Source organism: Paraburkholderia fungorum (assembly GCF_902833645.1).
Taxonomy (GTDB): domain Bacteria; phylum Pseudomonadota; class Gammaproteobacteria; order Burkholderiales; family Burkholderiaceae; genus Paraburkholderia; species Paraburkholderia fungorum.
Genome location: NZ_CADFGE010000013.1, coordinates 275,872 through 298,564 on the forward strand (window position 1 = coordinate 275,872; position 22,693 = coordinate 298,564).

Annotated in this window: 32 protein-coding genes; 28 read left to right on the forward strand and 4 right to left on the reverse strand. The window is 59.6% G+C overall.

Annotated features, from left to right (window positions below; all coding sequences use genetic code 11):
* Nucleotides 1–48: 48 nt before the first annotated feature.
* The 3 genes from HWX91_RS32510 to HWX91_RS32520 all read right to left on the reverse strand — a co-directional run bounded on the left by HWX91_RS32510 (nt 49) and on the right by HWX91_RS32520 (nt 3,302).
* Nucleotides 49–564, reverse strand: a complete 516-nt coding sequence (locus HWX91_RS32510) for a hypothetical protein (protein WP_029673802.1) — start codon at nt 562–564, stop codon at nt 49–51.
* 17 nt (nt 565–581) lie between these two features.
* The gene (locus HWX91_RS32515) at nt 582–1,577 is read right to left on the reverse strand and encodes a ParM/StbA family protein (protein ID WP_102857307.1); all 996 of its coding nucleotides are present in this window, start codon (nt 1,575–1,577) and stop codon (nt 582–584) included.
* 1,065 nt (nt 1,578–2,642) lie between these two features.
* Nucleotides 2,643–3,302, reverse strand: coding sequence for a hypothetical protein (locus HWX91_RS32520; RefSeq protein ID WP_028197174.1), 660 nt, complete (start codon nt 3,300–3,302; stop codon nt 2,643–2,645).
* Nucleotides 3,303–3,462: 160 nt separating this feature from the next.
* On the opposite strand from HWX91_RS32520, the gene HWX91_RS32525 reads away from it, so the two are divergent.
* The 12 genes from HWX91_RS32525 to HWX91_RS32580 all read left to right on the forward strand — a co-directional run bounded on the left by HWX91_RS32525 (nt 3,463) and on the right by HWX91_RS32580 (nt 11,254).
* Nucleotides 3,463–3,831, forward strand: coding sequence for a hypothetical protein (locus tag HWX91_RS32525; protein ID WP_127837885.1), 369 nt, complete (start codon nt 3,463–3,465; stop codon nt 3,829–3,831).
* Complete coding sequence (locus HWX91_RS32530; protein ID WP_028197176.1) at nt 3,828–4,559, forward strand: DsbC family protein; 732 nt, start codon at nt 3,828–3,830, stop codon at nt 4,557–4,559. Before HWX91_RS32525 ends, HWX91_RS32530 begins: the two co-directional genes overlap by 4 nt.
* 91 nt (nt 4,560–4,650) lie before the next feature.
* Nucleotides 4,651–5,373, forward strand: coding sequence for a DUF7168 domain-containing protein (locus HWX91_RS32535; RefSeq protein ID WP_042275206.1), 723 nt, complete (start codon nt 4,651–4,653; stop codon nt 5,371–5,373).
* Nucleotides 5,374–5,670: 297 nt separating this feature from the next.
* Complete coding sequence (locus HWX91_RS32540) at nt 5,671–6,141, forward strand: hypothetical protein (RefSeq protein WP_028197177.1); 471 nt, start codon at nt 5,671–5,673, stop codon at nt 6,139–6,141.
* Nucleotides 6,134–6,475 (forward strand): type IV pilus biogenesis protein PilI, encoded by a 342-nt coding sequence (locus HWX91_RS32545; RefSeq protein ID WP_049814032.1) that lies wholly within the window; start codon nt 6,134–6,136, stop codon nt 6,473–6,475. Before HWX91_RS32540 ends, HWX91_RS32545 begins: the two co-directional genes overlap by 8 nt.
* Before the next feature lie 184 nt (nt 6,476–6,659).
* Nucleotides 6,660–6,812 (forward strand): hypothetical protein, encoded by a 153-nt coding sequence (locus tag HWX91_RS32550; protein WP_156034529.1) that lies wholly within the window; start codon nt 6,660–6,662, stop codon nt 6,810–6,812.
* A gap of 560 nt (nt 6,813–7,372) precedes the next feature.
* Nucleotides 7,373–7,810: a hypothetical protein gene (locus tag HWX91_RS32555; RefSeq protein WP_028197178.1), complete on the forward strand. Its 438-nt coding sequence runs from the start codon at nt 7,373–7,375 to the stop codon at nt 7,808–7,810.
* 2 nt (nt 7,811–7,812) lie between these two features.
* On the forward strand, nt 7,813–8,076 hold the full coding sequence (locus HWX91_RS32560) for a hypothetical protein (protein ID WP_028197179.1): 264 nt from the start codon (nt 7,813–7,815) through the stop codon (nt 8,074–8,076).
* A gap of 27 nt (nt 8,077–8,103) precedes the next feature.
* Nucleotides 8,104–8,277: a hypothetical protein gene (locus HWX91_RS32565; RefSeq protein ID WP_156034530.1), complete on the forward strand. Its 174-nt coding sequence runs from the start codon at nt 8,104–8,106 to the stop codon at nt 8,275–8,277.
* Between the two features lie 110 nt (nt 8,278–8,387).
* On the forward strand, nt 8,388–8,939 hold the full coding sequence (locus tag HWX91_RS32570) for a hypothetical protein (RefSeq protein WP_028197180.1): 552 nt from the start codon (nt 8,388–8,390) through the stop codon (nt 8,937–8,939).
* A 167-nt stretch (nt 8,940–9,106) separates the two neighbouring features.
* Nucleotides 9,107–10,741 carry an ATP-binding protein gene (locus tag HWX91_RS32575; RefSeq protein ID WP_028197181.1) on the forward strand — a complete coding sequence of 545 codons (1,635 nt, stop codon included), beginning with the start codon at nt 9,107–9,109 and terminating at the stop codon, nt 10,739–10,741.
* Nucleotides 10,742–10,960: 219 nt separating this feature from the next.
* Nucleotides 10,961–11,254 (forward strand): hypothetical protein, encoded by a 294-nt coding sequence (locus HWX91_RS32580; protein WP_042275210.1) that lies wholly within the window; start codon nt 10,961–10,963, stop codon nt 11,252–11,254.
* 541 nt (nt 11,255–11,795) lie between these two features.
* Here HWX91_RS32580 and HWX91_RS32585 read toward each other — a convergent pair.
* On the reverse strand, nt 11,796–11,948 hold the full coding sequence (locus HWX91_RS32585; RefSeq protein WP_156034531.1) for a hypothetical protein: 153 nt from the start codon (nt 11,946–11,948) through the stop codon (nt 11,796–11,798).
* 60 nt (nt 11,949–12,008) lie between these two features.
* Between HWX91_RS32585 and HWX91_RS32590 the strand changes: the two genes are divergently transcribed.
* The 16 genes from HWX91_RS32590 to HWX91_RS32665 all read left to right on the forward strand — a co-directional run bounded on the left by HWX91_RS32590 (nt 12,009) and on the right by HWX91_RS32665 (nt 22,619).
* A complete protein-coding gene (locus HWX91_RS32590; RefSeq protein WP_045707080.1) occupies nt 12,009–12,200 on the forward strand; it encodes a hypothetical protein in 192 nt (63 codons plus the stop codon).
* Nucleotides 12,201–12,424: 224 nt separating this feature from the next.
* Nucleotides 12,425–12,841 carry a hypothetical protein gene (locus tag HWX91_RS32595; protein ID WP_028197183.1) on the forward strand — a complete coding sequence of 139 codons (417 nt, stop codon included), beginning with the start codon at nt 12,425–12,427 and terminating at the stop codon, nt 12,839–12,841.
* Between the two features lie 8 nt (nt 12,842–12,849).
* On the forward strand, nt 12,850–13,143 hold the full coding sequence (locus HWX91_RS32600; protein WP_127837884.1) for a hypothetical protein: 294 nt from the start codon (nt 12,850–12,852) through the stop codon (nt 13,141–13,143).
* Nucleotides 13,144–13,284: 141 nt separating this feature from the next.
* On the forward strand, nt 13,285–13,770 hold the full coding sequence (locus HWX91_RS40550; RefSeq protein ID WP_049814033.1) for a class I SAM-dependent methyltransferase: 486 nt from the start codon (nt 13,285–13,287) through the stop codon (nt 13,768–13,770).
* 443 nt (nt 13,771–14,213) lie between these two features.
* The gene (locus tag HWX91_RS32610) at nt 14,214–14,882 is read left to right on the forward strand and encodes a hypothetical protein (RefSeq protein ID WP_027693499.1); all 669 of its coding nucleotides are present in this window, start codon (nt 14,214–14,216) and stop codon (nt 14,880–14,882) included.
* 137 nt (nt 14,883–15,019) lie between these two features.
* Nucleotides 15,020–15,454 carry a hypothetical protein gene (locus tag HWX91_RS32615; RefSeq protein WP_027693498.1) on the forward strand — a complete coding sequence of 145 codons (435 nt, stop codon included), beginning with the start codon at nt 15,020–15,022 and terminating at the stop codon, nt 15,452–15,454.
* Between the two features lie 22 nt (nt 15,455–15,476).
* Nucleotides 15,477–15,854, forward strand: a complete 378-nt coding sequence (locus HWX91_RS32620; protein ID WP_028197184.1) for a hypothetical protein — start codon at nt 15,477–15,479, stop codon at nt 15,852–15,854.
* A 124-nt stretch (nt 15,855–15,978) separates the two neighbouring features.
* A complete protein-coding gene (locus HWX91_RS32625) occupies nt 15,979–16,440 on the forward strand; it encodes a hypothetical protein (protein ID WP_028197185.1) in 462 nt (153 codons plus the stop codon).
* Nucleotides 16,441–16,573: 133 nt separating this feature from the next.
* Entirely contained in the window at nt 16,574–17,242 is a 669-nt protein-coding gene (locus HWX91_RS32630) for a hypothetical protein (RefSeq protein WP_028197186.1), read from the forward strand.
* 179 nt (nt 17,243–17,421) lie between these two features.
* Nucleotides 17,422–17,949, forward strand: coding sequence for a hypothetical protein (locus tag HWX91_RS32635; RefSeq protein ID WP_049816572.1), 528 nt, complete (start codon nt 17,422–17,424; stop codon nt 17,947–17,949).
* A gap of 209 nt (nt 17,950–18,158) precedes the next feature.
* Nucleotides 18,159–18,512: a hypothetical protein gene (locus HWX91_RS32640; protein ID WP_028197187.1), complete on the forward strand. Its 354-nt coding sequence runs from the start codon at nt 18,159–18,161 to the stop codon at nt 18,510–18,512.
* Between the two features lie 225 nt (nt 18,513–18,737).
* Nucleotides 18,738–18,995 carry a hypothetical protein gene (locus tag HWX91_RS32645; RefSeq protein ID WP_127837883.1) on the forward strand — a complete coding sequence of 86 codons (258 nt, stop codon included), beginning with the start codon at nt 18,738–18,740 and terminating at the stop codon, nt 18,993–18,995.
* Nucleotides 18,996–19,150: 155 nt separating this feature from the next.
* On the forward strand, nt 19,151–19,639 hold the full coding sequence (locus HWX91_RS32650) for a hypothetical protein (RefSeq protein WP_028197189.1): 489 nt from the start codon (nt 19,151–19,153) through the stop codon (nt 19,637–19,639).
* Between the two features lie 180 nt (nt 19,640–19,819).
* On the forward strand, nt 19,820–20,704 hold the full coding sequence (locus tag HWX91_RS32655; protein ID WP_028197190.1) for a hypothetical protein: 885 nt from the start codon (nt 19,820–19,822) through the stop codon (nt 20,702–20,704).
* Nucleotides 20,705–20,756: 52 nt separating this feature from the next.
* A complete protein-coding gene (locus HWX91_RS32660) occupies nt 20,757–21,068 on the forward strand; it encodes a hypothetical protein (protein ID WP_028197191.1) in 312 nt (103 codons plus the stop codon).
* Nucleotides 21,069–21,206: 138 nt separating this feature from the next.
* Nucleotides 21,207–22,619, forward strand: coding sequence for a hypothetical protein (locus HWX91_RS32665; RefSeq protein ID WP_102857306.1), 1,413 nt, complete (start codon nt 21,207–21,209; stop codon nt 22,617–22,619).
* Nucleotides 22,620–22,693: the final 74 nt, after the last annotated feature.

Below are 22,693 nucleotides of genomic sequence, written 5' to 3' on the forward strand. Positions count from 1 at the left end.
GCTGAAATCGTTCGCTCTGGTCCGGGTGTTCGTGTCCTGCGCGACGGCTTAATCGTCGTTGAAGCGACTGAGAATGCCAGGCGGTCTGCTGGCTGGCACTGCAGCTGGCTCCTCGGTCGGAGGCGTAGGAGGCTCCTGCATCCCCGCCGGGTCCGGTTTCGCCGGCACGCTGGCGAGGCCTGGGTGAGAGGTGGCCGCCGCCACTGGTATTGGCGCCACCGGGGTTGGTGGTTGCGGCTGAACAGCCGGCGCCGCGACGCGCGACTGGCTTGTGCCGGTCCGCGCAGCGGCGGGCCGGGGCGTGCTGTCACTCGTGTTGGCCGCCGCGATCGTGTCGTCTAGAAGGTTGCTCATACCCAACATGGCAACCTCCTTCTGGTAGTTCGGGTCACCAGCACGGTGGCCGGTCTGCTGGATGTGCGTGCGGACGATATCGCGTAGCACGGCGCCGACGTCCCCATCCTTGATAGTATGAAGGAACGTGTGGACATCCGGGTATGATTTGAAATGCACGCGCAGGCCGATGAGAAGCGTTGTTTGCCATTTTGGCCGTGGCTTGGTCATGGAGGTGATCCCTCTGATTAGGGGTTGAACCTCGACAGGCCGTACCTGCAGAAGCCTTCTGCAACCGAGAAGCGCGGCGCGGGTGACATCACGGCATGAGGAAAGACCTCGAGCAGGCCATCGAAAAGAACCGGCGCACCGCCTCCGGCGACGATCACACCGTTGAGCGAGGAGGCCGCTTCGCCGAAGCGCCGCTGTGCTTCGTCACGCACGATATACAGCAACTGCGCGCTCGCCTCCTCGAGCTCGGCGCTGAGGTTAATCTTCTTGCCGTACACAGTCAGCTCCCCTTCACGGATAGCGCGATCCACCGATCCGAGATCGAACGGGAGGTTCTTGCTCTGGAGGATCGCCGTCATGCGCTCATAGACGGCGGCGAAACCGACGCAGGACCCGGATGCCGACTCGATGAAATCGGGGCCGTCGGTCAGGATGAAATCGCTCGTGTGCTGACCGATTTCGATGACGCCCCAGCGTTCCCGGTCGAAATCGTGCGCCGCACTGATACGGCCATCCGCCAGGAAAATCATTTCCTGCAGTGGGCCGTTCGGTTGTGACTGGGCCCGGACGTTGACGGTTTGCCCCACTCGCAACAGGGGCTCAACGAGTTGCGTGACGCGCATTTTCAATTCGCGGCGCTGGGTTTCATACCACGCCTGTGGGAGTCCGACGATCAGCTCGTAATGGTTCGGCGCGTATCCGGTCGTGGTCTCAACAGCCTCCGCGGTACGCCTGAAGGCGCCGATCACGAGGACATCGTGAGTGTCCGTAAAGATCCAGTCCTTCTCCTGCCCCGAGTACGACTGCGCACGACCCTGCTTGACGGCGGTTTCGCCGTAGAAGAAATCCCGGCCGTTCAACGTGACGGTCTCGCGCGCAGCGCGTCGACGCGTGCCTTCATCCGAGAGTGTGATCGCGGGACAAACGACTGTGGGAAAAAAATCCTGTTGATGCTGATGCGGCTCGAGCGTGCTTGCCCAGACGAGTTTGGGGGCCGAGTGGCCGATGTCCATGCCGACGGATACCTTCATGCTGTTCTGATCCCGTGAGTTTGTAGGAGTGAAGTGCTGCTCTTGCGCATGGATAATCTAGCACAGGTTTAAAATACCAAACTAGGATTTTGTTTTGTGACACGTCAGAATGTGAGGCCATACACGTCGAAGGCTGTCGTGTACGACAGCAGATTTTCGATACCGGTAAAGTGTTGTGTTACACACTCTGGATCATTCCGTAGGGCGCGGAGAGGGTGTTGAAGCCGCTGGTGGGTAGCGTCTGAGGCCGGCGCGCAACGGGTTCTAACCCCCGGGGGCAGGGGTGGTCCGCCCGTCGCCGCAGGTGGCCACGCAACGGGTTTTGTAGCCATTCTGGAAGGGGGCGGCGAAGATAACTGTCGGTCCGGAAGCCGAAAGCGCCTTAAACATAATAACTGGACGGTCGTTGCCTTTTTCTGCTTGCGCTGCGCGCCACGCAAAGGGCGAGGACGTTGCCGGTTTGCCACCCGGATAGGCTGAGGCTGGACCTGTTTCCGGCTATGTGCGCGCCACACGGAACCGGTTGTGGGCTAAGCAAGGATTGCCCGCTTTCTCCCAGCGATGGGGGCCGCACGACTCTTTGCGATGGAAAGACAGAGATAGCCTGCTCGCAGCCGGCCAACCGGTAGACGCCGGGTGCCAAATGGGGAGCGGGCGGGGGCTATCGGCTCGATCCAAGCGGAAGCCATTGGGGAAGACACTGTCGCACCATAAGGGTAGACGCCTCGGCTGCACGACCTCGATAAGGCCTGCCCTGAGAAGGGGGTGTTCGCACATGGGCGGGCGGCTGGCAGCTTGCGCTCCACGGATAGGGACCAGAGCGGGGGAAGCGTCAGGATTCTTAAAAAATGCGGATGTTGCGTCGATGGGCCTGAGGGCAAAGCAGGAGGCTCCCCGGAAGGAGGCACCTCGCCCGGCGCCCGCCCAGGCGCTGGTTGCTGGAATTGGCCGGTGAGGGATATCCGGATTCTTAAAAAATGCGGATGTGTGTCGAGCCCTTGCGAGGCGCGTCGCCCCCCGAGGGTGGGTCGCGGTAATAGCGGAGAGTCAGACGTCGTCGCCAGGCTGCCTGTCATCGGCGCGGGCGTAGTCGCGCTCGATAAACCTGGCGTTGAGCTCGTTAAGCGAGCTTTCCATACGCCTCAGCATGTTGTGAGTCGATCCGCAGATCTGGGTGGCGGCCGCCGCGAGCCGCACATAGCAGGCTTCGACCTTGGCGCGCTGCGCCATCAGTTCCTGAAGCATGCGCAGGAGCTGTTTGGTGGCTTCGTCATTTGCGCCCTTGCGCCGTAGCCGCACGTAGCGCTCGCTGCGAGGAATGATCCGATACCGGGTGGCCGGCTGTCCCTTTCTTCCGTGCCAAAGCACAACGGCAGGGACACGGTCACGGGTGGCCTTGTCCCGGTCGAAGCGCTGGAGGCAGAGAAACCGCACACTTATCTTGCCCGCGCGCACGCCCTGAGTGCGATGGAGCATCTGGTTCGTCTCGGAAATCTGCTCGTCGATCTCAACAAGCGTTTCAGCGAGCCGGTCGACATTCTGCTGAAAGCGTGCACGCCAGTTGTCCGGGCGGTCGGGCTTTTCGGCGTCGACTGACAGGGCGCGGTCAATGCGTGCCTGCCGATCGTGATCATGTTGACGGGCAGGGCCGGCATCCGTGCTCGCTGTGAAGGTCTGCCGTTCAGAGGTATCGGGTGGCGTAGTCATGCGGTGATGCTATCCGATAGCCGGTTGGTTAAAGAACCGACGGCCCGGCCCGTGACAAAAAATAAAATCGGCTAGTGGTATAAAACATCATGTCAAGATTGACAAAACAAAAAACGGATACATAATTCGGCGACGTGTACTTAAAAAATGAGTGTTTATCGTGGCCCGCAAACCAGTTATTTCGGAGTACCTGTACCAGGTAGTTGAACGACTGTGTGCCCAGTTGCCCTCTGACGCCCGCTGGGTGACGCTCGACCAGGTGTGCGGGCATCCCGATGTCGTCTCGGCGGGGTACCACACCAAGCAGGTATGGTGCGGCCTGCGATTGCTCAAACAGCACGGACGTCTTGAAGAACTGCGCGACGATCAGAAGGGAGATGCGCGCGGTTACCGTGTGACACAACCGCCGCAGATTTGTCACATCGTGGCCAAGGGGCTGCCGCCGTTACCGAAATCGCTCGGTATCTCGCCAGAAGCGGCGCGCTACTGCCAGTACTCTCACCTGATCTGCGGAAAATTCCAGCAATGAAGCAAGCACACAGGATGTGCCTCCTGTTGTGGGGTGCGGCGTCCCTTTCTCTTTCATTCGCGGTAGCTCAGGCGAAGGAAGATCCTCTCGCTGCGGTGCGTGCGGCGCTTGCCACGAGCGGCATCGCCGCGCAGTCGGTGCAACCCGCACCCGTGAAGGGCCTCTACGAGGTGGTGACCGTCGGTCATGACCTCATGTATGTGAGCGCCGACGGAAAATATCTCGTCGCCGGCGAAATCATTGATGCATCCACGCGCGAGCGGCTGACGCAGGAGCGCATCACCACGCTGCAGCGCGTGGACTTCGCCAGGGATCTTCCTCATAACCTGACGCTGAAGGTCGGGGACGTGCATGCGAAGAGGCACATCCTGGTTGTGGTCGACCCGAACTGTCCGTACTGCCGGGATCTGCAAGCCCGCCTGGCCGGGAGGAAAGACCTGTACGAGGAGATCCTCGTGACCGGGTTGCTGGGTCCCCGCTCGCGCGAGGACGCGCTGACCATCCTTTGTTCATCTGACCCGGTCGCGGCGCTCGAGGCCAGGGAGAAGGGCAATCCTCTGACGCCGACGCAGTGCGCAGCAGGCGATGAGAAGCTCGGCCGCATCGAGGCCTGGATGCAGGACCATCCTGTGCAGGTGACACCGGAGACCTTCTTCATCGACGGCAGCATGGCGAAGGGTGACCTGTCAGATGACGAGCTCGAGCAGCGGCTTTCGAAAGCAAACTGAGTCAGAGAGCGGTCAGCGCTGGCATGCCGGCCTGGTTGCGATTCTCAATCACACGTTGCGCCACCGAGCGCGAACCAGGTGAGGCGCGGCGATGGACAGAAAGACTGCAGTTGCAAAGATCCGCAAGTGCCTGAATCTGGCGCGGTCAGCCGAGGCGCATGAGGCCGCGGCCGCTTTGCGGCAGGCGCAGAAGCTCATGGCCGGGTTTGAGATCGCCGAGTACGAACTTGCGGATGCGGGTGTCGACGAGGCGTGGGTGAAAAGCTCGGCAAGTGCGCGCCCGGCCCGTTTCGAGGTCCGGCTGGCAAGCATGGTAGCCGGGGCATTCGGCTGCGAGATCGTCTTCACCAGGCGGTTGAATGAATCAGGCACAAAAATTATCGGAGGCTATGCCTTCATCGGTGTGGCACCGGCCGAGCAGGTTGCCTCCTACGCATTCACGGTGCTCGCCCGCCAACTACGCGCGGCGCGCGCGCACTATGTCGCCGCAACGCTCCGGCGATGTTTGCCGCGTAACCGGACAGCGCGCGCTGACCTGTTCTGCGAGGGGTGGGTCGCCGCCGCTCGTCGACTTGTTCAACCGGCCGGGGTGAGCGAGCTTGGCGCGATGCGGCTTGAGGGATACATGCGCGCGCACTACGCGGACACGAGCAGCATGACGCCGCGAGCGCGGGCTGTCGCCCGCCACGTTGATCCGCTTGCCGCCCGGATACAGGGATTTGCCAACGGGACAACAGCCAGGCTGCATGGTGGATTGCCGGCGGCACCGGCGCCGCTCGCACTTGAGATGACCGAAACCGGACGGCCAGTTTGAGCGCCCGGATGAAGGCGTCACGGTCGAGGAGCGGCCGAACGGACGGGATGCTTGCCGAGCGACCCCATGAGACGGCTACCGTGGTGCACGCGCTGTGCATCATCGATGCGGTTCACGGCAACTGGCTTCTCCGTTGTGCGCCGGGTAAAGGTCCATCCTCATACGAGGCGGATCCGACCTATGGGCATCCTGAAAAGGCTCACCTTCGCCAGCGTGATCAGGCCTCCAATCCGCGCACGTGCACAGTTGAACACCAGTTCTCCGAGGAGCAGCAATCGATGATTCAGGAGACCGGGCATGCAACAGTTCATTGAGCTGACAAGGGCAAATGTCTCCGTTTATGTCAGGTCCATCGCGGACTTTGTTTCCGCACAAATTGCTTTCGAGCGTGCCGATGAGGACGTACGGGAACGATGTCTTGCCGCGCTGTGCAACGCAGCGGGCCAAGTGCGCATCGATTGCACAACGTATGAAACCATCGCTTCTGTCGAAGCCGGCCTGCGGGCACGGACTCGAAACAGCATGATCTACGAACAGTATGCAGCCGACCTGCTGGATCAGCTATTCCGCACTGCTCGCACGATGCCCCCTCTGGTTGCCGATGCGCTCAGGGTGTGTGCGAATGAGAGCGAGCTCGTCGAGGCCGCCCGTAACGTGCACGAAGCCGTGCGGGAAGCACGCGAAGCGCTATATGGGGAAGCCGGGAGCGACGCAAGCGGGCTGTCAGACGAGGACATCGACTATCCATGGGACGACGACAATGAGTAACTACAACAGCGTCATTTTCGTACGACCGGGTGACCGCCCAAACTCCACGGCCGAAATTCCCGCGGCGATTCAGGTTTGCATCACGAGCAATGGTGGCGTAAGCAGTCTGCAGCGCGCCGAGGACATGGATGATGCGCTCGCGCTGGCGGCTCGGGCCAGAATCACGGAACACCACATGGTGTGCGTCGAAGTGGACGCACATCGTGTTCTCCGCTGGGATCGCGATCAAATCGTCGGCGAAAACCACTGGCGCCGGGTCGATCCGGAAGACATTGAGACGCTTGGACCCATCAGGGAGATCCACAGGGCAAAGGGGCACGCTGGCTCCAGGTAACGCTGTCGGCAGGGTGGAGCGGGTGCCGTGAATTCAGGTCCATCCTCGTCGGATGTCGACCCTCGGCAGGCGGATCCTCGCGAGGCACATCCACTTTCAGGGCGCGACCGCGCATCCTGCACCGTCCGCAGCTCGGCCGCACAGCGCGCGGAGTCCGCTGCCAATGTATCAAGGAGAAACCGTGATGAGGGAAACCCTTCTGCCGGTCGACCTGTCTGGCAAACATGCCGACGACTCTATCGTCGATCCGACATCCGTCGCGCAACCCGAACTCGACTGCTGGATGGCGCGGCGCGTCGGTCTCCGACACCTCAATGGGTTCGGTGACCAATGGTAGCCACGCCACGCTGTCGTTTGCCATCCAAAACGCATGTACAGGTCAGCGCGCGACAGCTTGCGCGCGCTCATGTCGGCCCGACTCGGTTCTCTGTTCGTGCCACCGTAGCTCCCCGTGTTCAGGATGCCCCTCAGGATGGACCTGGCCGTTAACCCCGCGCGAAGCGCGTTCCCCAAGGCGTGGAGCGCCTTCCTGTGCGCGAAGCGCAATCCCACGGCGAGAGAGTCCGACCTTGACGTGAAACAGCCGGGTGGCCGGACGCGAAACCTCGCGGCCGGCCACCCGGCTGCAAGCCGGAACGGCGCAGCGTCAAGGGCGGGCTCGACCGCCCACCACGCCGCGCAGCGGCTTCCCGGGCGGAGCGTTAGCACCGCCTTCCATCCCATCCGAGCCGAAGGCGCTGGATGGGGGTTTCCGGGGTTGCCGTTTACCGCGCAGGTCCGCTGCTTACCTTCCGTATAGCTTTCACAACGCACACGGACGGGCACATATTTTCCTGCTCCACATACCAGTCGCTTAGCCACCGGCCCACTTCGGTCACTACCCTACGAGGACATGAAATGAACACGCTCCACACAGACAGCGACCTCTCTTTCGCCCAAAAACTGGAAAACATCCTGACGCTCTTTGAGCTCAAACTCACTGAAACCCAACAAGCTGTCGCATCGCATCAGTCAGCGAACTCGGACGCTCGTGTTCTTGCCGCCATCGACAGCCTCACTCGACTCGAATGCCTGACCTGGGTGCTCGAGATGCTTCCTGCACTCAAGAATGTCCACCAGCTCGATCCTCAGGCTTTACTGATCGACGTTAAGACGGCGCAAATCCTGTTCGCGCAGCAACTCACCGAGCTCAACACCGCTCTTCAGAAAAGCGACCTGTCACTTGCCCAGTTCCCTCGCGTTGGTGATGAGGCACGCGTGGAACTGGCAACCCGCACGTCTGTTCTGTCGTGGGTCCTGCATGTGACGTCGGATCTTGCCGTCAACGGAGAATAGTCATGGGAATGTATTTCGACGCCGAAGCGGGCGACAAACTCATCGATGGGACAGATAGCTGTCGTGCAGTTCTGCACGCCGGCAGTGCCCATATCGAAATCTGGTGTGAAGACTATGAACGTCACTATGGCAACGTACCCGCCGATTTCACCGCGCCGCAAATCAACGTTGTCATGCGGTTCTATCGTGCGGGTGAGAAGCACGGCGATCAGCTCGGCAGACTGGCGCAACAAGCCATCCTGCGCCATGCGCTCGGCGTTCAATAGCGAATCGATTTATCTGGAAGAGGCACCATGATCATCGTCATCGTTACCACTGAAGAAGATCCCAAAACCGGAAGGTCCGGACAGATCGTATCGCAAGGGGTCGACACCGAAACGGGTAGAAACGTCATCCTTCCCTGCGAAAGCCCCGCAAGGGTCGGCGCAGAATGGGATGCACAAATTGGCGAATACGTACTTCGCTAACTCACCGACAGGCCTTCGCATTCACACGTGCGAGGCCTGTTTTTTTCGCACAATATTTTTTGGCTCGCACATATCTCCGCGCTACGACCACCTCACTTACCGGAGAACCCATGTTCAGACTGGCCCTTTCCCCCGAAACACGAGCAGCACTCGATGAGCACCGCCGCACCATCGACCGCCTTTACGCGTTGACGGATCGCTGGCTCGCCGCAGAGCTACTGCGCCTCTCGAGGCAAATCCGTCAGGCGAATCCTCAACTTCAACCCACTGACATCACCTACGAAGCCCGCTTTCTCTGGCACCTGGTACCAGAAATTGCCCGCCGACTCGGCGCGAACTCCTTTCTCTCAAATGAACGTACCGACGCCACCATTGTGATGTACGCGCCTGTCCGACTACGCGAGCACGCTGGATACTCACTGGGAAACATGTCGAAACAGTTGCTCGGTCGATCAGTGGCGGTTACTACCTTGCTCAACGAACCCTGCAATGGCAACCCTGTCGCATTCGCGCTTGATCGTATCTCGCCACCCATACCCGGGACAAACGATCCGATCGCCGAGAGCATCATCGAAATCGCCGATCGCCGGGGTATCCAGTCAGCCGGTCATTGGACACCAGCGATGAATCAGTACAACAGTCGAGTTTCCTCAATGCTCTAAGGTCGCGCGAAGCACCGACCTCGCGCCAACTCACCGCCCCTCGCTCTGCAGCCGCAGTCGAGGGGTTTCCTTTTCCGGTCGTCTGCCTCACCACTTCTTTTTGGCGAAGCTTTTCCTGGGCTCGGTCTATTGCGCTGGAGCAGCGCGTTCATTACAGGAGATTCAACATGACGTCAGCGGTACGCGTAGAAGTCAACGAAGCAAACCTCGTCAAGAACCTGAAGTTTGCGTTTTCAAATTTCTCGACGTTCCTTGTGGAGCTCATCCAGAACAGCCGCCGCGCCGGTGCGACCAGAGTCGAAATTTCGCTCGATGGGAAAGATCTGACGGTGGTCGACGACGGTCACGGCATCGAGAACTTCCAGAACCTGTTCACGATCGCCGAAAGCGGATGGAATCATCAGACGCGGTCTATCGAAAATCCTTTTGGCATGGGATTCACCAGCGCGCTGTTTGCCTGTGAGCGTCTTACGGTGGAATCGCGTGGTCAACGGCTCGAAGCAACCACCCGGGCGCTCCTCGACATGGTGGAGGTACCAGTTGTAACCGGTGAAATTACAACCGGCACACGGCTGACGCTCAGCAAACTGTCGTTTGACGAAACGCGAATGGAGGGGGCTCTGCAGTCCATCGCCCGCGGCTATCCCATTCCGATCATCTTCAACGGCGTGGCCCTCGCGCGGCCGGAAGCTCTCGATGCCACAACGTTCGATCAGACACCGATCGGCGCTGTCTGGATCAAGGACCTCTCCCACGTTACTCTGGGCTCGTCCGATGTTTGCGTGTTTCTACAAGGTATCCTGGTTGCAGGCTCATCGCACTGCCGAGCTCCGCATGTCGTTGTTCACCTGGATAGCGCGAAATTCAAGGCCAAGCTGCCGGATCGAAATTGTCTGATCGACGCGGAGGAAAAGTTGGCGGAGATCAATCAGCACATTGGCCACCTTATCCATCGGAGGCTGGCCGATCTCCAGAAGACAATGGCTACGCTGGATTTTGCAAGCACGTACTGGAATGTCGCATGCAAGTATGCTACGGACGTGCTACGCGATCATCCGGTCGTTCCCGCTGACGTTTTCTCGGAGATCGAGGCGCTGCTGTGTTACTCGGACGGACATGACCCACGCGTCTATGTATCAGCGCGGGACGCGAAACCGCTGTTCCGGGAAGCATTCGATCGAGGTGAACGCAAGGTCGTGATTGGCAGCTGCTATGTGGATCTCGAATCCGACCCTGCGTGTGCACTGAAATTGGCCTATGTGAAGTCTATCGGCGCAGCCGTCGTTTCATCGAGCCTCCCCGCTGGTCACTGGTTGCTGAATGCACCGGAGCTTGACGATTTCGATGTTCTGCACGAGTTGGTGAACCCTGGCAGTATTGCGGGATCCGACATCTTCTCGTGGGAATTCGATCTCCGGATCTGCGATGCCATCCGAATCAGTGGTATCTGGGGAGTAGTGGTCATTGACGATGAAGAGATTGCTGTCTGCGCCGATGGTGACGTGCGGCACCTCACCGTCTACAGCCCCCAGGCAGTCAATCGACCGGGTGCTGGCGTCAAGCAGTTCGAGGACTTCTATTGCGATGATCGATTCGACGAAAGCTGGCATGACGAGTGCCTCGACAAGTATCGACGCTGGATCAAGCAAGCCCGTCACTGCACGCCGACGGATCTGTTGAACGATCTGCTTTCGGATATTTATGTGGATACCTCGTCGGCATTGGGTACCCGCTATATCCTCGAAGTGTCGGACCACGGCCACCTGAACGTGGTCGAAAAACTGGAATCCGTCCCCGCGTAATTCCCAACCCAACGCCCGGCTCTCTTCGGAGAGTGCGGGCTTTTTTTTCGGGTGCGAATGTACCGGGCCGACGCAGACTAGCCTATCCACGCATGAAATCCCCTCCCGTCAGACGCCTATTTTTTGGCGAGCCATCTCGCGTGCTCGGTTGATCGCGCACTGGTAGCGCATTCTCGTCCGCCCTGATTCAAGGGCAATCCTCACCAAGGGCTAAAAACCATGGAAAGCATCTCTCTCAAAATGACGTGGGCGGGCACGCTTAACGCGTTTCTCGCTCTATACGAACGCGGCGATCGCAACTACGCACGCGAGCAGCTCATCAACATGGCGCGTCTCGCCGACTTCGGTGCCGACGCAAAGGAAGCTTTCGAGCGCATCGCCAACATGACTGACCGTGACGGCAATACCATCGAAATGCACTGCGAAGAGCTGCGTGCGATAGCACGCTCCGCACTCGCGCTCCTCGGCCCGTCCAAACAGGATCCTGCACCGAAGAAAATCGACGCCGCGTAGATTCGACACTCAGGTCGACAAGTCGGCCGCCAGTCATACGGCCTAACTCACCACCCCTCGACCGGCATTCGCTGATCGAGGGGTTTTTCATTCTGACGTCAAGTCTCGTGCCCGCCGCCTCGTGACATACCTGAGCCGAGTATTTTTCGGTGCGACATCGCCTTGTACTCAGTCTATCGCCCGGTCGCCCGGGCTCTCACAAGGAGATCGCAATATGGAAACGCGCGTCTATCGTTTGAATGGCTCACTGCTTACTGACGTTAAGTTGAATGGGATCTGGGTCACCGTCCACGTCCAACCTCTTTAAATGCCGGCTGCCGGTCGTGGTCATCGAGCCCGGTGTGCGGGCCAAACTGGAGGAATCGTCATGTTATACCGTGCATTTCGTTTCAGTGGCGTCGGAAGATGGGCAGCACTGCTATCTGGCGTCATGGGATTTTTGATTGTCTGCCTGAAGGTGTTGCGAGTGCGGCTATTGCCGCTCCCGGTGTGGTGCGACCCCTAACTTACCCTGCGGTTCGCGAACACGTCGGACAAGCCGTTACATGGAGAATCCGGCCGTGTACTGTTCGAAGTCGAGGCAGCCTGCATCGGCCTGGCTCAGCAATGTTTGCCGCGAAAGCTCCTGCGTCGGTTTGAGGGTACGACTGGTCGCTACGTCCTTCGGGTGATAGCTACCGGCGGAACTCTGCATGCCTTCCCGGATCTGCAGAGGTTGTTCGGAATTGCAGAGTGGAGAGCGATCAGGATTCTTGTGGCGCATCCTCATTTCGAGGACATGATCGGCAACTATCAGGCCGCCTTCTACGATTGGATTGAGGCAAAAGACGCCGCAGAAAAGGCCGACCGCGAGTACTCGATCGACATCGAAAACACGTATCGAAGCATCGAACGGGATATCTGGTCCGAGGCGTATCACGAGTGTGCCGAACTCGGTCTTGTTTGAACTCGCCCCATTCCGGGCTAACCCACAACCCCTCAATCCGTACTGACGGATCGAGGGGTTTTTCTTTTAATTTGCGCTTCCACGCACGCGACGCCGCGCCCGTGGCGGGTCGCGATCCTGCGCGTCCATGCCGGGCCCGCATTGCATCAAGCCAACATATTTTTGCAAGGACATCTCCGGTCACCTTGACTACCGCCCGCGAGGGCTATCCATCGGAGATTTTCATGACCAACATGCATCTCAAAGCTGTCGTGTTCGACGAGACACGCTACTGCAGCGACGACCTCGTCGCCAGCGCCGGCGGAAGAATCTACCGCACGTACCTATTCGATGCGGGGCTGGCCGTTCACTGCTGCGAACTCACTCCGAGCTTCGAACTGTGGCCGATGTACACCACGCCGCTTGAAGACGACGAGGAGGGCCGCGTTCATGAGCAGCTTCTCGCCGGCGAAGACAACGAAGTCCGCTATTACCACCAGCGCGTCATCGGTTCCATGCGTCCGGAGTTCGTGCAGGACCTTGGTTTCCACGAAATCGACGAGGACGAGACCCGCGACGAAGCTTTCGATCGTTACCTCGAACACTACCGCGGAAACGTCGTCCTCGAGACACCGCGATTTGTCCAATCCATCTCTGCATAGGCAATCACATGATCGAATCTACCCATACTCGGCAAGGGCAATCCGGAGCCACTGACGTGCAAACGCCGGACATCAAGCCCGGTCTGTACTACGTGAGCGCAGTGAGATCAGGCGGCCGTCAGTGGTGGCCACTGCTCGGGCCGTTTCCGGACGACCACTTGGCAGCCATCCTCAAGGTCGACGCCGTCCGGAAACTGGCCTGCGAGCTCGATCCGCGCGGCTGCTGGTATGCGTACGGCACTGTGCGCATCGAGCATCAGGAAAATCCTCCGCAAGGTGCCCTGAACAAGCGCCTTCTCTAGCGACTCGGTCGCCAACCCACACCCCCGGATCTCACTCACGTGACCCGGGGATTTTTTTTGGATGTGCATTTCCTGCGCAAGGCCTATCCGACGGGTCGCTCTCGACCGGGCAGCGACCACCATCCCACAGGAAAACACTCCATGAAACTCACGAAAGCCCAGGCGAAAGCCATGACCGAAATCGATCGACTGGTCAGCCTCGAGCGCCGCTTGACCCACGACGAGCGTCTGTTCATTCTCCACAATTATCAGGAAGGTGCCGGTCAACTCAATTCGCTCACCGGGGCGTTTTTTACCCCTACTGGCCTCGCGCGTGACTTCTCCATCGAGGTACCAGGCGGCTGCAACGCGGTCGTCGACCTGTGCGCTGGAATCGGATCACTCGCCTACGCATGCGAAGGGAAAGCAGAGACGATCGTCTGCGTTGAACGCTGTGAAGAGTATGTTCGTGTTGGCCGCAAGGTGATGCCTGACGCGACGTGGGTCCACGCCGACGTCTTCAGTGATTGGTGGCAGCAGTTTGGCCACTTCGACGCTGCATTCTCCAATCCGCCTTTCGGCCGTATCAAGGCAGATGCTTACCGGGGACGGTATCTCGGGACGCTTTTCTGGTTACAAGGTCATTGACCTCGCGTCTCGCCTTGCAGACTGGGGCACATTTATCGTGCCGCAGGCCTCCGCGCCGTTTCGCTACTCCGGTGTGCAGTGCTACCGCGAAGAAATAGGCGACAACTGCCGTCAGTTCATCGAGCAAACTTCAATCGAGCTCGGAGCGAACTGCGGCATAGACACAACCATGTATCGAAACGAATGGCACGGCGTAAGCCCGACATGCGAAATCGTCACGTGCGATTTCACCATGACGCCTCAGACGGCTGTCGCCGAGACCAGTGTCAGGGAAGCCCTCGCGGCCTGACGTCGCCACAAACGATCCTGTCAGTGACAGGCAACCCACGGCCCGCTCATCTTCGGATGCAGCGGGCTTTCTTTTGCCTGCGCATATCCTGGCGCCCAGTCAACCGCCAGCGTCGCTGGCATCCCTCAAAACCCGACCACAAGGACCTGTCACCATGAATCAATTTTTTCGCGCCGTGCGCCGCGGCACCTTTGGCGGCCAGAAGGCCGGTCTCCTCCAGCAATGGATCGAGTCCTACGTTCGTACGCTGTTCCCTGAAGCCGGAATCGAGTGGTGGTCGTGCAACGATTACGGCGGCCCGAAGGACCTCAAAAAGGACTCTCCTTTGCCAGTCGCAGGAGTGAAGCCAGAAGACATTCATCACTTCGCATGCTACGTCCGGGACGGTAACGAAAGCCCAATGATTGAAGTGTCGTTCATCCTGAAAAATGGCGACATGCTCAATCTGACGACGGCGAAAATCTTCGACAATCGCACTACGTGCTGGCAAATCGCCCACGCCATCGAACGCGCACTGCATTCGATTTTCGCCTACGAGGAAATTCCCGAAATCGTCGATCTCGCCGCGAAACTGCCCCGCAAGGCATCGTGGTCCCATGAGACGGACATCACCGAGCCTGTCCACATCGACAAATCAGCGAGCACGTTCACCGTGCGGACCGGCAGCGGCCGAGTCATCGACCAGCGTGACTTCCACGAGACGGGGGAGGGCGCGATTTACCGGGTCGAGGCGTATGTCGAAGACTGGAAAACCGTTCTAACCAACATGTGCGCGACGGTCGCCCCGTCTTCGACGCCTGCAGTTGGGCCCATACCGGTCTGATCACCAGACCCAACCCTACAACCCAGCGCATCACCCGATGCGCTGGTTTCTTTTTGCGCGCGCATGTCGTCGTGCTTGGTCAACTACCGGTTCGCCGGCACCTGTCCTGTGACGCTACTCTCAAACGGAACCCCGCCATGACTTACTCCTGCACCGACTTTACCGACGACGTCATCAACCGTCTGATCGAACTTGATCTCATCAATAAAAACACCGTTCCCGCCGAAGATACCCGGGAGCAGGCCAATATCGTCCTTCGCGCGATCGACAGTCTTGCCAGTCGACCCGCAGGGTCTCCCGCAGCCGCTCCCGGTGCAACCAGAATCCACGTTCTGGTACAGGAAGGCGGTTCTTCGACGGAGCTCTATCTGCACGCGTGGGACACCGCTGAAGAAGCAGGCGATGACCGAATCTCCTGCGCCCGCGACGGTGCCTATCGCACTTCGGATGTTGTCGAGGTTGACAGCTCGCTTGCCGCTCACCCTGAATTTTTCAGTGCCGTCGAGGCCATTCTGGGTGCTTCAAAAAATCTCGAACTGGTCGATGTTCCCGTCGACGAAGACAACACCTGACTAACGACCCATTGATATCGTCATGAACGACCTCCTGAAGATGCGGACCAACCGCGGCGGGTATGTGTACGTCGTACGTCGTGATCTGGAAAACACGGCTCGCACGTTGCTTCGGCTATACAACGCGCGCGGGGAACCGGTCCACAGCGGACATACCCACATCCACCGCGAAAATCTGGACCCAACCGGAAGTGCAACCGCAGCGATGCATGCCGGACTTGACGTACTTGGGCCGGATTTGAACGGCTATTCGCGTGCGAGTGATGTCAAACGCGAAATCTCCCGTCTGAAGCAGGACCCAGCTAACTACCAGATCCGGCAGGTCGGAACACGCTGGATTGGTGTGTGCAACAGCACACCGCCGCAATGTCCGGCAGAGATCCCTACGCCCAATCGGTAACAGACCGCCAACCCACAGACCCGCTCATCTCCGGATGCAGCGGGTTTTTTTCGCCCGGACATCTTCTCTGCTCAGTCAATCGCCCGGTAGCGCGGGTTTACTGTTATTCGAGGACATTTACAGCATGAAAGCAAAGATCCAGATATTTGGTTTCGGGGAGGCGCCGCGCGCAGCTGCGCTGGGATATGTCATGCGGGAAGTCATCGTGGGCACGGCTGATCAGATCAGCGAGCGCTTCGAGGGTGATTTGATCGCCGTAACGGGCGCAGCCGTCCACGGTCAGCCCGGAGCGTTTGAGTTTGCGATATTCACGAAGGGGGACTTCAAGCGCGCAAGAGCATTCGGTCAGCAACACGAACTGCTGCGCGCCGCTGTACTCGCGCAAATCGCGTATTGGGAGGCGTTAAAGCGTCTGGAAGTCGCACTGACAGACCGAAAGGGCTTCAGTGACCGCGCGAATGACGATGTCATTGACGCCATCAGCGATCTCGCGGCGGCCGGTCCGACGGACCCGTACGGCACGATCACGGATGAACAGCTCCTTCGCGTGATCAAGATCGTCGAGCAATATCCCCTCGAAGATTAACCAGGTAACAGGGTGCCTACCGACCCAACCCACACAACCCGCGCATCTTCGGATGCCGCGGGTTTTTTTCGGCCAGTCATCTCCTGTGCTCAGTCATTCGCCCGCTCGCCCGGGCTTACTCAGGAGATTTACCATGGACATCACCATCAACGAAGCACAGCGTCTTTTTGTCATCCCCTGCGCCGGCGGCTACACATGTGCCGGCTTCGACTATGTGTTCAGGCAACTGCGCGTCCTGGCGGAAAAGCTGGGCAAGTATGGCATCGATATTGGCCCGCTTGACCCGGCCGTGATCGGGACCACCCAGCAGTATCACCAGTATCAGTCCGCTGTCGCGCTCATCGGCAACCGTGACCTGGGAACATGGTTCGACCCTGACACACCTTGCAAGGTCGAGACGGTTCTGGAGAGCTGTCGCAAGAGTGGCGATCGCATCCGGATCTTCTATGGTGATGCAAACACGGGTCGTGACTGGATGGAAGAGAACGACGTTATCGGGCGGGTAGGGCGATCGACCGGGAAAATGAAGATCCCGCTCCTCATCCCGGACGCAGACTGCGGCGGTCCCGGTATTCTGGACCACTGCATCGTTCGCATCGTTGACGCGAGAAGCCGCCGCGACCTCTACCGGCATCCCCAGTATCACTTGCCGGCGCTCGTAATCAGTGAATCGAAGGATGCGAAGGGCTACACCCACAGCGTCCACGCTGATGGCAAGCTACAGGCGAACTTCAAGTCGCAAGCGAAGGCGGCACACTATGTCGCCTTCATCGCCGGCGAAACAATGGACCAACCCCACTGATCCCAAACGACGTCGCGCTACGTCAACCAACGCCTGGCCATCCATCACGGATCGCTGGGCGTTTTCCTTTTCAGGCGGCCCCTTGTCAGACCCACGCCCGCCGGCCCTGACACTAATTTTCTGTCCCACATCTCTCCCGCTTTGACTTCCGCCTGAAAAGGCTTACCACGGAGAGATCCATGAAATCCACGCAAGATTTGCCGGTCGCCCAAACGCCTTCGCACCCGGCGAACAATCACACAGATCAGTTCACCGTCGCGAAACTGCCGATCGATCGTGAGTCCATCTCCTCGCGCCGTCTGCTCGAGATGATGGAACAGGTGGAACTGCTCCCGGCGCCCGGTAACCGGACCATCTGGGAAATGCTGCTCGATGCCGGCGCCGATGCCGGTCACCTGCGGTACCGGGATCCGAAGGACGACTGCTTTTCCGTTTTTCCGGCGGCGCTGCAGTTCCGCATCACGACCGCGAAGCTCAACGGCTTCCTCATCATCGAGGATGACCCCGAAAACCGCTGTTACCGACTTCACCTGCAGCACGAAGAAGGCATCGGCATGCACACCATTCCGAAGCAGTTCTACCTCAAGAGCCTCGCCAGCGAGATCTATCGACTGGTCGATGACGGCGTTTCCCGGTCACACGGCAGCGCCTGCGAACTCATCGTCGACGACGCGGGCTCCCATATCGCGCACATCGCCGTGATGTAACTCACCCAGCCCCTGTCCGGATTCCAGTCCGGGTCAGGGGTCTGTTTTTTGGGCGCATCCACTGCGTGAGCAATCTGTCGGCAAATAAGGCGTCGTCTCTGCGAGCACGCACCCGACGTTTTTTTCGCCATGGCATCTCCACCCGCAACGACGTACCGAAGGCCTCGCCGGCCTTTTCATCCATTCAACCCGATTCTGGAGCAGTGACCATGACTCAAAACACGTTTTCTACGACCCGTTTGATCGGCGGTGGTGGCAAAGGTATCCGCCTTGCCGACGGGACCCACATGCTGCAGCGCCAGGGTTGTTCATCCACCGTCAACGGGAAGGTCGGCGAGGCATTCCTCGAGGTCCGCCTCGCGGTCCCACACTGTGTCTCCGAACTCTTCTACGAGGACGGCGACCACGGCCCGCAGCATAGCGCGCGGGGAAGGTACTCAGTGGGTGATTTCTTGAATCCGCACGACATCATCCCTGGGAGCCTTGTCGCGGACGCGCTCAACTGGATCGAAGCCACGACCCGGCGGCGCCCGGGCGCGATCCGGCAGCAGATTCACGCCTAAATGTTTGGCTTCGGGAGCACTCCGCCTCAACATACGAAAGCGCTCGCCGGCATCGGAGCGCCGGGCTGGGTCGATTCTCCAGCCAGGGATCTGCTCCTCCTGCGCTTCCGATACGACAGCGGTAGTCAGTCCGTCATCGACGCGCAGAGCAACACGGTCGTTGCGAAACTCCCTGAAGCCAGCTCGTCCGCCCTCCCGGGCACGTTCGACCCTGCAGCTGTGGAAGTGACTTCCCACGATGACGAAGCGTCGGCGGCACTCGTCAAGGCACTTCGTATCGGCTTCCACCAATGCGACACGCGCCGCGGTAGCGACTATTGCATGCGTCGTTTGACGTGGCTTGCCGCTGCACTCTTCCAGGAGGCGTATCCGGGACGCGAGATCGAGGTCTTTGTGCTGGCGGATGACGCGGAAACGCCCGCGTCGCTCGTCGAGCCGATCAATGTGCGCCGTATTCCGCAGGCCAAAAGCGCACTCGTTTGACCGCTGGTTACGGTTAGCAACTGCATGGCATGCACCGTTTCATGCCAACCCACCGACCCTGCTTGGACGAATGTGTCCAGGCAGGGTTTTTTTCTGGCGCGCATACCGTCGACAAGGTCAACTGCCCTTAACAGAGCTTACTCAGGAGAAACACCATGTCATCGCATCAATGCTGTCTGCGCGGCACCCTCGAACTGCGCCCGAGCGTGGACGACCAGGCTATCGCCCGTGCGCTTGGCCCCTTGCTTGACTGCCGCGGCAAGACCTATGAGAAGGAGGTTCTGAAGGGCGCAATCGATCGCGTGGACTCCCAAACCCTTCACCTGTCGATCGACCTCTGGTGCGCCGGTGGCGAATATCGCAACGACGAGATCGACGCGGCCGTTGAGTCCCTCGGGGCGCTCGTTGACGAAGCCGGCTACCTCGAACTCGTTGACTACGACACCGGCGACACCGATGCCGCCACTACACCTTATTTCGTCGGTGAGACTTTACGGGATCGGAACCTCGCTTGTGTTCAGTACGGCTTGATGCAGGCGGAGCAGTGGCTTAAATCTGCACTCGGTGCCGGCGCCATGAAGCGGATTGAAACCTTCGTGACGGCGCTTCCTGTGCTCGAGACCGCGCAGGCCGATCCAGCCTGAGTTGACATCATCGGTCGACTCCAACCCCCCAGACCCCACAGCCACCGCTGTGGGGTTTTTATCTTTCAAGCGTGCCAGCTGCCGTGTTGTTTTTGCCAGCACATCTCCGGAACCACGTTTTTTAACAGTCATGCGCGTCGCGATACCCGCGAACCCAGCGCTTTTCCCCGGAGATTGCAAATGATCCATCCAGTTCTCACCATCACTGCCACCAACGTTCGTGAAGGCGATACGCTCTGCTTCAGCAACCCCCGTTTCAACGTCGTCATCGAGCGAATCACTTCAGACGCTGACGATCGACTTCGCTTTCATGCGAATGGCGAGACCTGGTCTGAGTGTCGTTCTCCCGGCGATCTGGTCATGGTGCAACGTACCAGCGATGGTAGCTACCATCCTTGCCGTCACTGGCAACCTGACTGGACAAAGTTCTCCCGCCTCGGGGTTTCCGCATCTGTTGCTCAGGCCATGGACGGTTATTACAAGCACGACCGCCTCAATCGTCCTGGTGGCCATCGCGAGGTGCTCATCGCCAGCAGTGAAAGCTCCCTTGCAAAGGACGGGTTCACCTGCCTTGCAAGCCACTACGACAGCAAAACTGGTGACGGTATCTGGGCACGTAATTCCGTGGCGGGCATCGAGTTGTTCTCTGATGATCCCCACGCGTCCAGTGACAGAAGGGCGACAGGCGCAGCGCCCGGCAACAACGATCGACCTGTCACGCTACTTGAGCCCATGCGGTTCAACCAGACCTACGGGATCGTCACCGATCAAAGTGCGGAACAAGGCGATTTTGCTGAGCACGGATTCGATTGGGAGAACGAGCCCATGACGTTCCGCGAACTTGTTCGGCGTCTCACCCAGGACTATCGCGGTGGAGAGCCGAGCGAGTCACGCGGTGTGCCCCGCTGGATCACGGCACACGGCGAGCGGGACCTCGTCGATGGCAGCTACCGCGATATCAGCCTCCACCCGGCCAACTCACGGGCGGAACGCTGGTGGAGCAGGGCACTTCGGTACGCCGGCGTCATCAGCGGCATCGACCTGAAAACGTCCATCAAGGCATGACCGGCACCACGGGTCTTTCGTATCAATCTCTTCAGTGACCAAGGAGCTTCACATGTCCAGTACTGCTTCGGTCGTCTTCGACCCGTTGCCGGATACCGACGCGCTGCGGGGGCCGACTGCTGAACGGGTCGAATTCGGCAAAGCCCGCTTTTACCGAACGGCTGTAATGCGTCCGGAGATAGCAGACGTCTTTCCCGAACACCGTGAAATCTCAGGAAAGTATGTTCGCGTGGTGGCCGACAGCGTTGTATTCAACGCTCGCTTTGGCGAGTGGGAAGTCATTTTCCGTGTGTATCGGAACATGAGCGACGACAGCTTTGTCTCTCATTTCTTCGCTCGTACACTGACCAACCTCTGCTTCTGACCGGCCGCGGGTGGACCCATCCGGGACCCTGCGTCCCTTTCTCACTACGCCCCTGTCACTCCGAAAAGAGTGCAGGGGCGTTTTCCGTTCTGCACACAAGAATAATTCGATGCGTCAGTTACCGGCGACAATCCGTTCATGCTGAAGACCTACGTGTTCGGGCTCCTGCCGCCCGACAAACCCGATCTCGTCGCAACGCATCTGGCAGAGCGCGCGCACGTCTGGAACCGTCTCGTCGAGCTCCATGAGGCGAGCCACAGTGCCTTCATGGCGACACTCGGCGCACAGCATCCTGACGTCGGCGCCGCCCAGCGGCAGTATGAGGACGCGCGACAGGCGCTTGCCGACCACCGCAGTAATCCCGGCGCAGGCGGAGTGTCCACACCCGAGATCGAGTTTGTGCTCAAGCGCGTTGTCCAGCAACGGTACGCGGCCATCACGCAGGTGCTCAAACCCCTGAAGGACGCAGTTCGTGACCTGACCCACGCGGCCAATGCCCAATTTCTGAAGGAGGCCAACCAGATCACAGGCGCCAGCTTTCTCTGGTGGCCCAATCGTAACCTCCTTATGCAGGAGGTCATCCGCGCCCGGCAGCAAGCCATGCGCCGCGGCGGCAAGCTGCGGCGGCGCATGGACCTCGAAACTGGCGTACTGGCGATTCCCTTCCCGTCACCGGTCCCCGCTAGCCACCTGACGGGGCGGTGCCCAAATCTCGCCATCGAAGGGGATGGGCGCAAGCGCACACTACGTTTCACGATCGCCACGTTGGGAAAAAAGCGCGACGACAAGGTCCTGGCAATCTTCCCGATGGTCATGCACCGACAGTTGCCACCTGACGCGATGATCAAACTTGCGCGTCTGGTCACTATGCGAGTGGGCGCCTCTCTCAAATATGAAATACACCTCGTCGTCGACATGGGAGTCACGCTGCTCCCGAAACAGGGCGAGCTCACGGCGGCGATTAACATGGGGTGGCGTATCACGGAAACCGGCCTGCGGGTGGCCGCCGTTCGATTTTCCGATGGTAGCGAGGAAGTCCTCGAGCTGCCCGCCGAATGGATGCTCAGGTTCGACTACATGGAAGATCTCGAGGCGGGTGTGCGCCGAGCCGCTGCGGCGGACATGCCTCTGATACTTCCTGAACTCGAGCAGGCCCCCGCGAAGTTGCGCCACAGCGTCGAGCGGATTACCGCTCGCCCCGGCACCGCGCTCGGCCTGCGTGCCCTCGGGGAACATTGGGCCCGCGAGGCGCCGCTTCCGCCGCACCTCTACGCCTGGTACCACGCCCACCGGCGCAAATTTGATGAGGCCGTTAACCTCAGGAAGCACCTGCTCGCGCGCCGGACGGCCATCTACCGCAACTTCGTGGCCAACCTTGGCCGGCGCGTGCGCGAGATCACCATCGAGCAGCTCGATCTGGCGATACTGGCCAACCGCCAGAAAACCGACGACAGCTGGATTGTCGAGCAAAGGAGGGGACATCGACAGCGTGCCGCATTGTCCACGCTTCGCGCGTTTCTATCCGAAAGCTGCGGATTTCGGCGATGGTGATCAGTCGTTTCGGCGAACGTGATCGGTCTGGAAGGTGGTGTTGCGCGGTCAATGGATTATAGCGACGGTGATCA

Coding starts and splice junctions, on each gene's coding strand:
- HWX91_RS40550 (WP_049814033.1), top strand. CDS start 13,285: ATGAAACTCACGAAAGCCCAGGCGAAAGCCATGACCGAAATCGATCGA.
- HWX91_RS32655 (WP_028197190.1), top strand. CDS start 19,820: ATGATCCATCCAGTTCTCACCATCACTGCCACCAACGTTCGTGAAGGC.
- HWX91_RS32575 (WP_028197181.1), top strand. CDS start 9,107: ATGACGTCAGCGGTACGCGTAGAAGTCAACGAAGCAAACCTCGTCAAG.
- HWX91_RS32625 (WP_028197185.1), top strand. CDS start 15,979: ATGAAAGCAAAGATCCAGATATTTGGTTTCGGGGAGGCGCCGCGCGCA.
- HWX91_RS32620 (WP_028197184.1), top strand. CDS start 15,477: ATGAACGACCTCCTGAAGATGCGGACCAACCGCGGCGGGTATGTGTAC.
- HWX91_RS32650 (WP_028197189.1), top strand. CDS start 19,151: ATGTCATCGCATCAATGCTGTCTGCGCGGCACCCTCGAACTGCGCCCG.
- HWX91_RS32515 (WP_102857307.1), bottom strand. CDS start 1,577: ATGGACATCGGCCACTCGGCCCCCAAACTCGTCTGGGCAAGCACGCTC.
- HWX91_RS32665 (WP_102857306.1), top strand. CDS start 21,207: ATGCTGAAGACCTACGTGTTCGGGCTCCTGCCGCCCGACAAACCCGAT.
- HWX91_RS32520 (WP_028197174.1), bottom strand. CDS start 3,302: ATGACTACGCCACCCGATACCTCTGAACGGCAGACCTTCACAGCGAGC.
- HWX91_RS32640 (WP_028197187.1), top strand. CDS start 18,159: ATGACTCAAAACACGTTTTCTACGACCCGTTTGATCGGCGGTGGTGGC.
- HWX91_RS32585 (WP_156034531.1), bottom strand. CDS start 11,948: ATGCAGAGTTCCGCCGGTAGCTATCACCCGAAGGACGTAGCGACCAGT.
- HWX91_RS32540 (WP_028197177.1), top strand. CDS start 5,671: ATGCAACAGTTCATTGAGCTGACAAGGGCAAATGTCTCCGTTTATGTC.
- HWX91_RS32510 (WP_029673802.1), bottom strand. CDS start 564: ATGACCAAGCCACGGCCAAAATGGCAAACAACGCTTCTCATCGGCCTG.
- HWX91_RS32630 (WP_028197186.1), top strand. CDS start 16,574: ATGGACATCACCATCAACGAAGCACAGCGTCTTTTTGTCATCCCCTGC.
- HWX91_RS32555 (WP_028197178.1), top strand. CDS start 7,373: ATGAACACGCTCCACACAGACAGCGACCTCTCTTTCGCCCAAAAACTG.
- HWX91_RS32600 (WP_127837884.1), top strand. CDS start 12,850: ATGATCGAATCTACCCATACTCGGCAAGGGCAATCCGGAGCCACTGAC.
- HWX91_RS32530 (WP_028197176.1), top strand. CDS start 3,828: ATGAAGCAAGCACACAGGATGTGCCTCCTGTTGTGGGGTGCGGCGTCC.
- HWX91_RS32560 (WP_028197179.1), top strand. CDS start 7,813: ATGGGAATGTATTTCGACGCCGAAGCGGGCGACAAACTCATCGATGGG.
- HWX91_RS32660 (WP_028197191.1), top strand. CDS start 20,757: ATGTCCAGTACTGCTTCGGTCGTCTTCGACCCGTTGCCGGATACCGAC.
- HWX91_RS32635 (WP_049816572.1), top strand. CDS start 17,422: ATGAAATCCACGCAAGATTTGCCGGTCGCCCAAACGCCTTCGCACCCG.
- HWX91_RS32595 (WP_028197183.1), top strand. CDS start 12,425: ATGACCAACATGCATCTCAAAGCTGTCGTGTTCGACGAGACACGCTAC.
- HWX91_RS32550 (WP_156034529.1), top strand. CDS start 6,660: ATGAGGGAAACCCTTCTGCCGGTCGACCTGTCTGGCAAACATGCCGAC.
- HWX91_RS32565 (WP_156034530.1), top strand. CDS start 8,104: ATGATCATCGTCATCGTTACCACTGAAGAAGATCCCAAAACCGGAAGG.
- HWX91_RS32610 (WP_027693499.1), top strand. CDS start 14,214: ATGAATCAATTTTTTCGCGCCGTGCGCCGCGGCACCTTTGGCGGCCAG.
- HWX91_RS32580 (WP_042275210.1), top strand. CDS start 10,961: ATGGAAAGCATCTCTCTCAAAATGACGTGGGCGGGCACGCTTAACGCG.
- HWX91_RS32615 (WP_027693498.1), top strand. CDS start 15,020: ATGACTTACTCCTGCACCGACTTTACCGACGACGTCATCAACCGTCTG.
- HWX91_RS32535 (WP_042275206.1), top strand. CDS start 4,651: ATGGACAGAAAGACTGCAGTTGCAAAGATCCGCAAGTGCCTGAATCTG.
- HWX91_RS32570 (WP_028197180.1), top strand. CDS start 8,388: ATGTTCAGACTGGCCCTTTCCCCCGAAACACGAGCAGCACTCGATGAG.
- HWX91_RS32545 (WP_049814032.1), top strand. CDS start 6,134: ATGAGTAACTACAACAGCGTCATTTTCGTACGACCGGGTGACCGCCCA.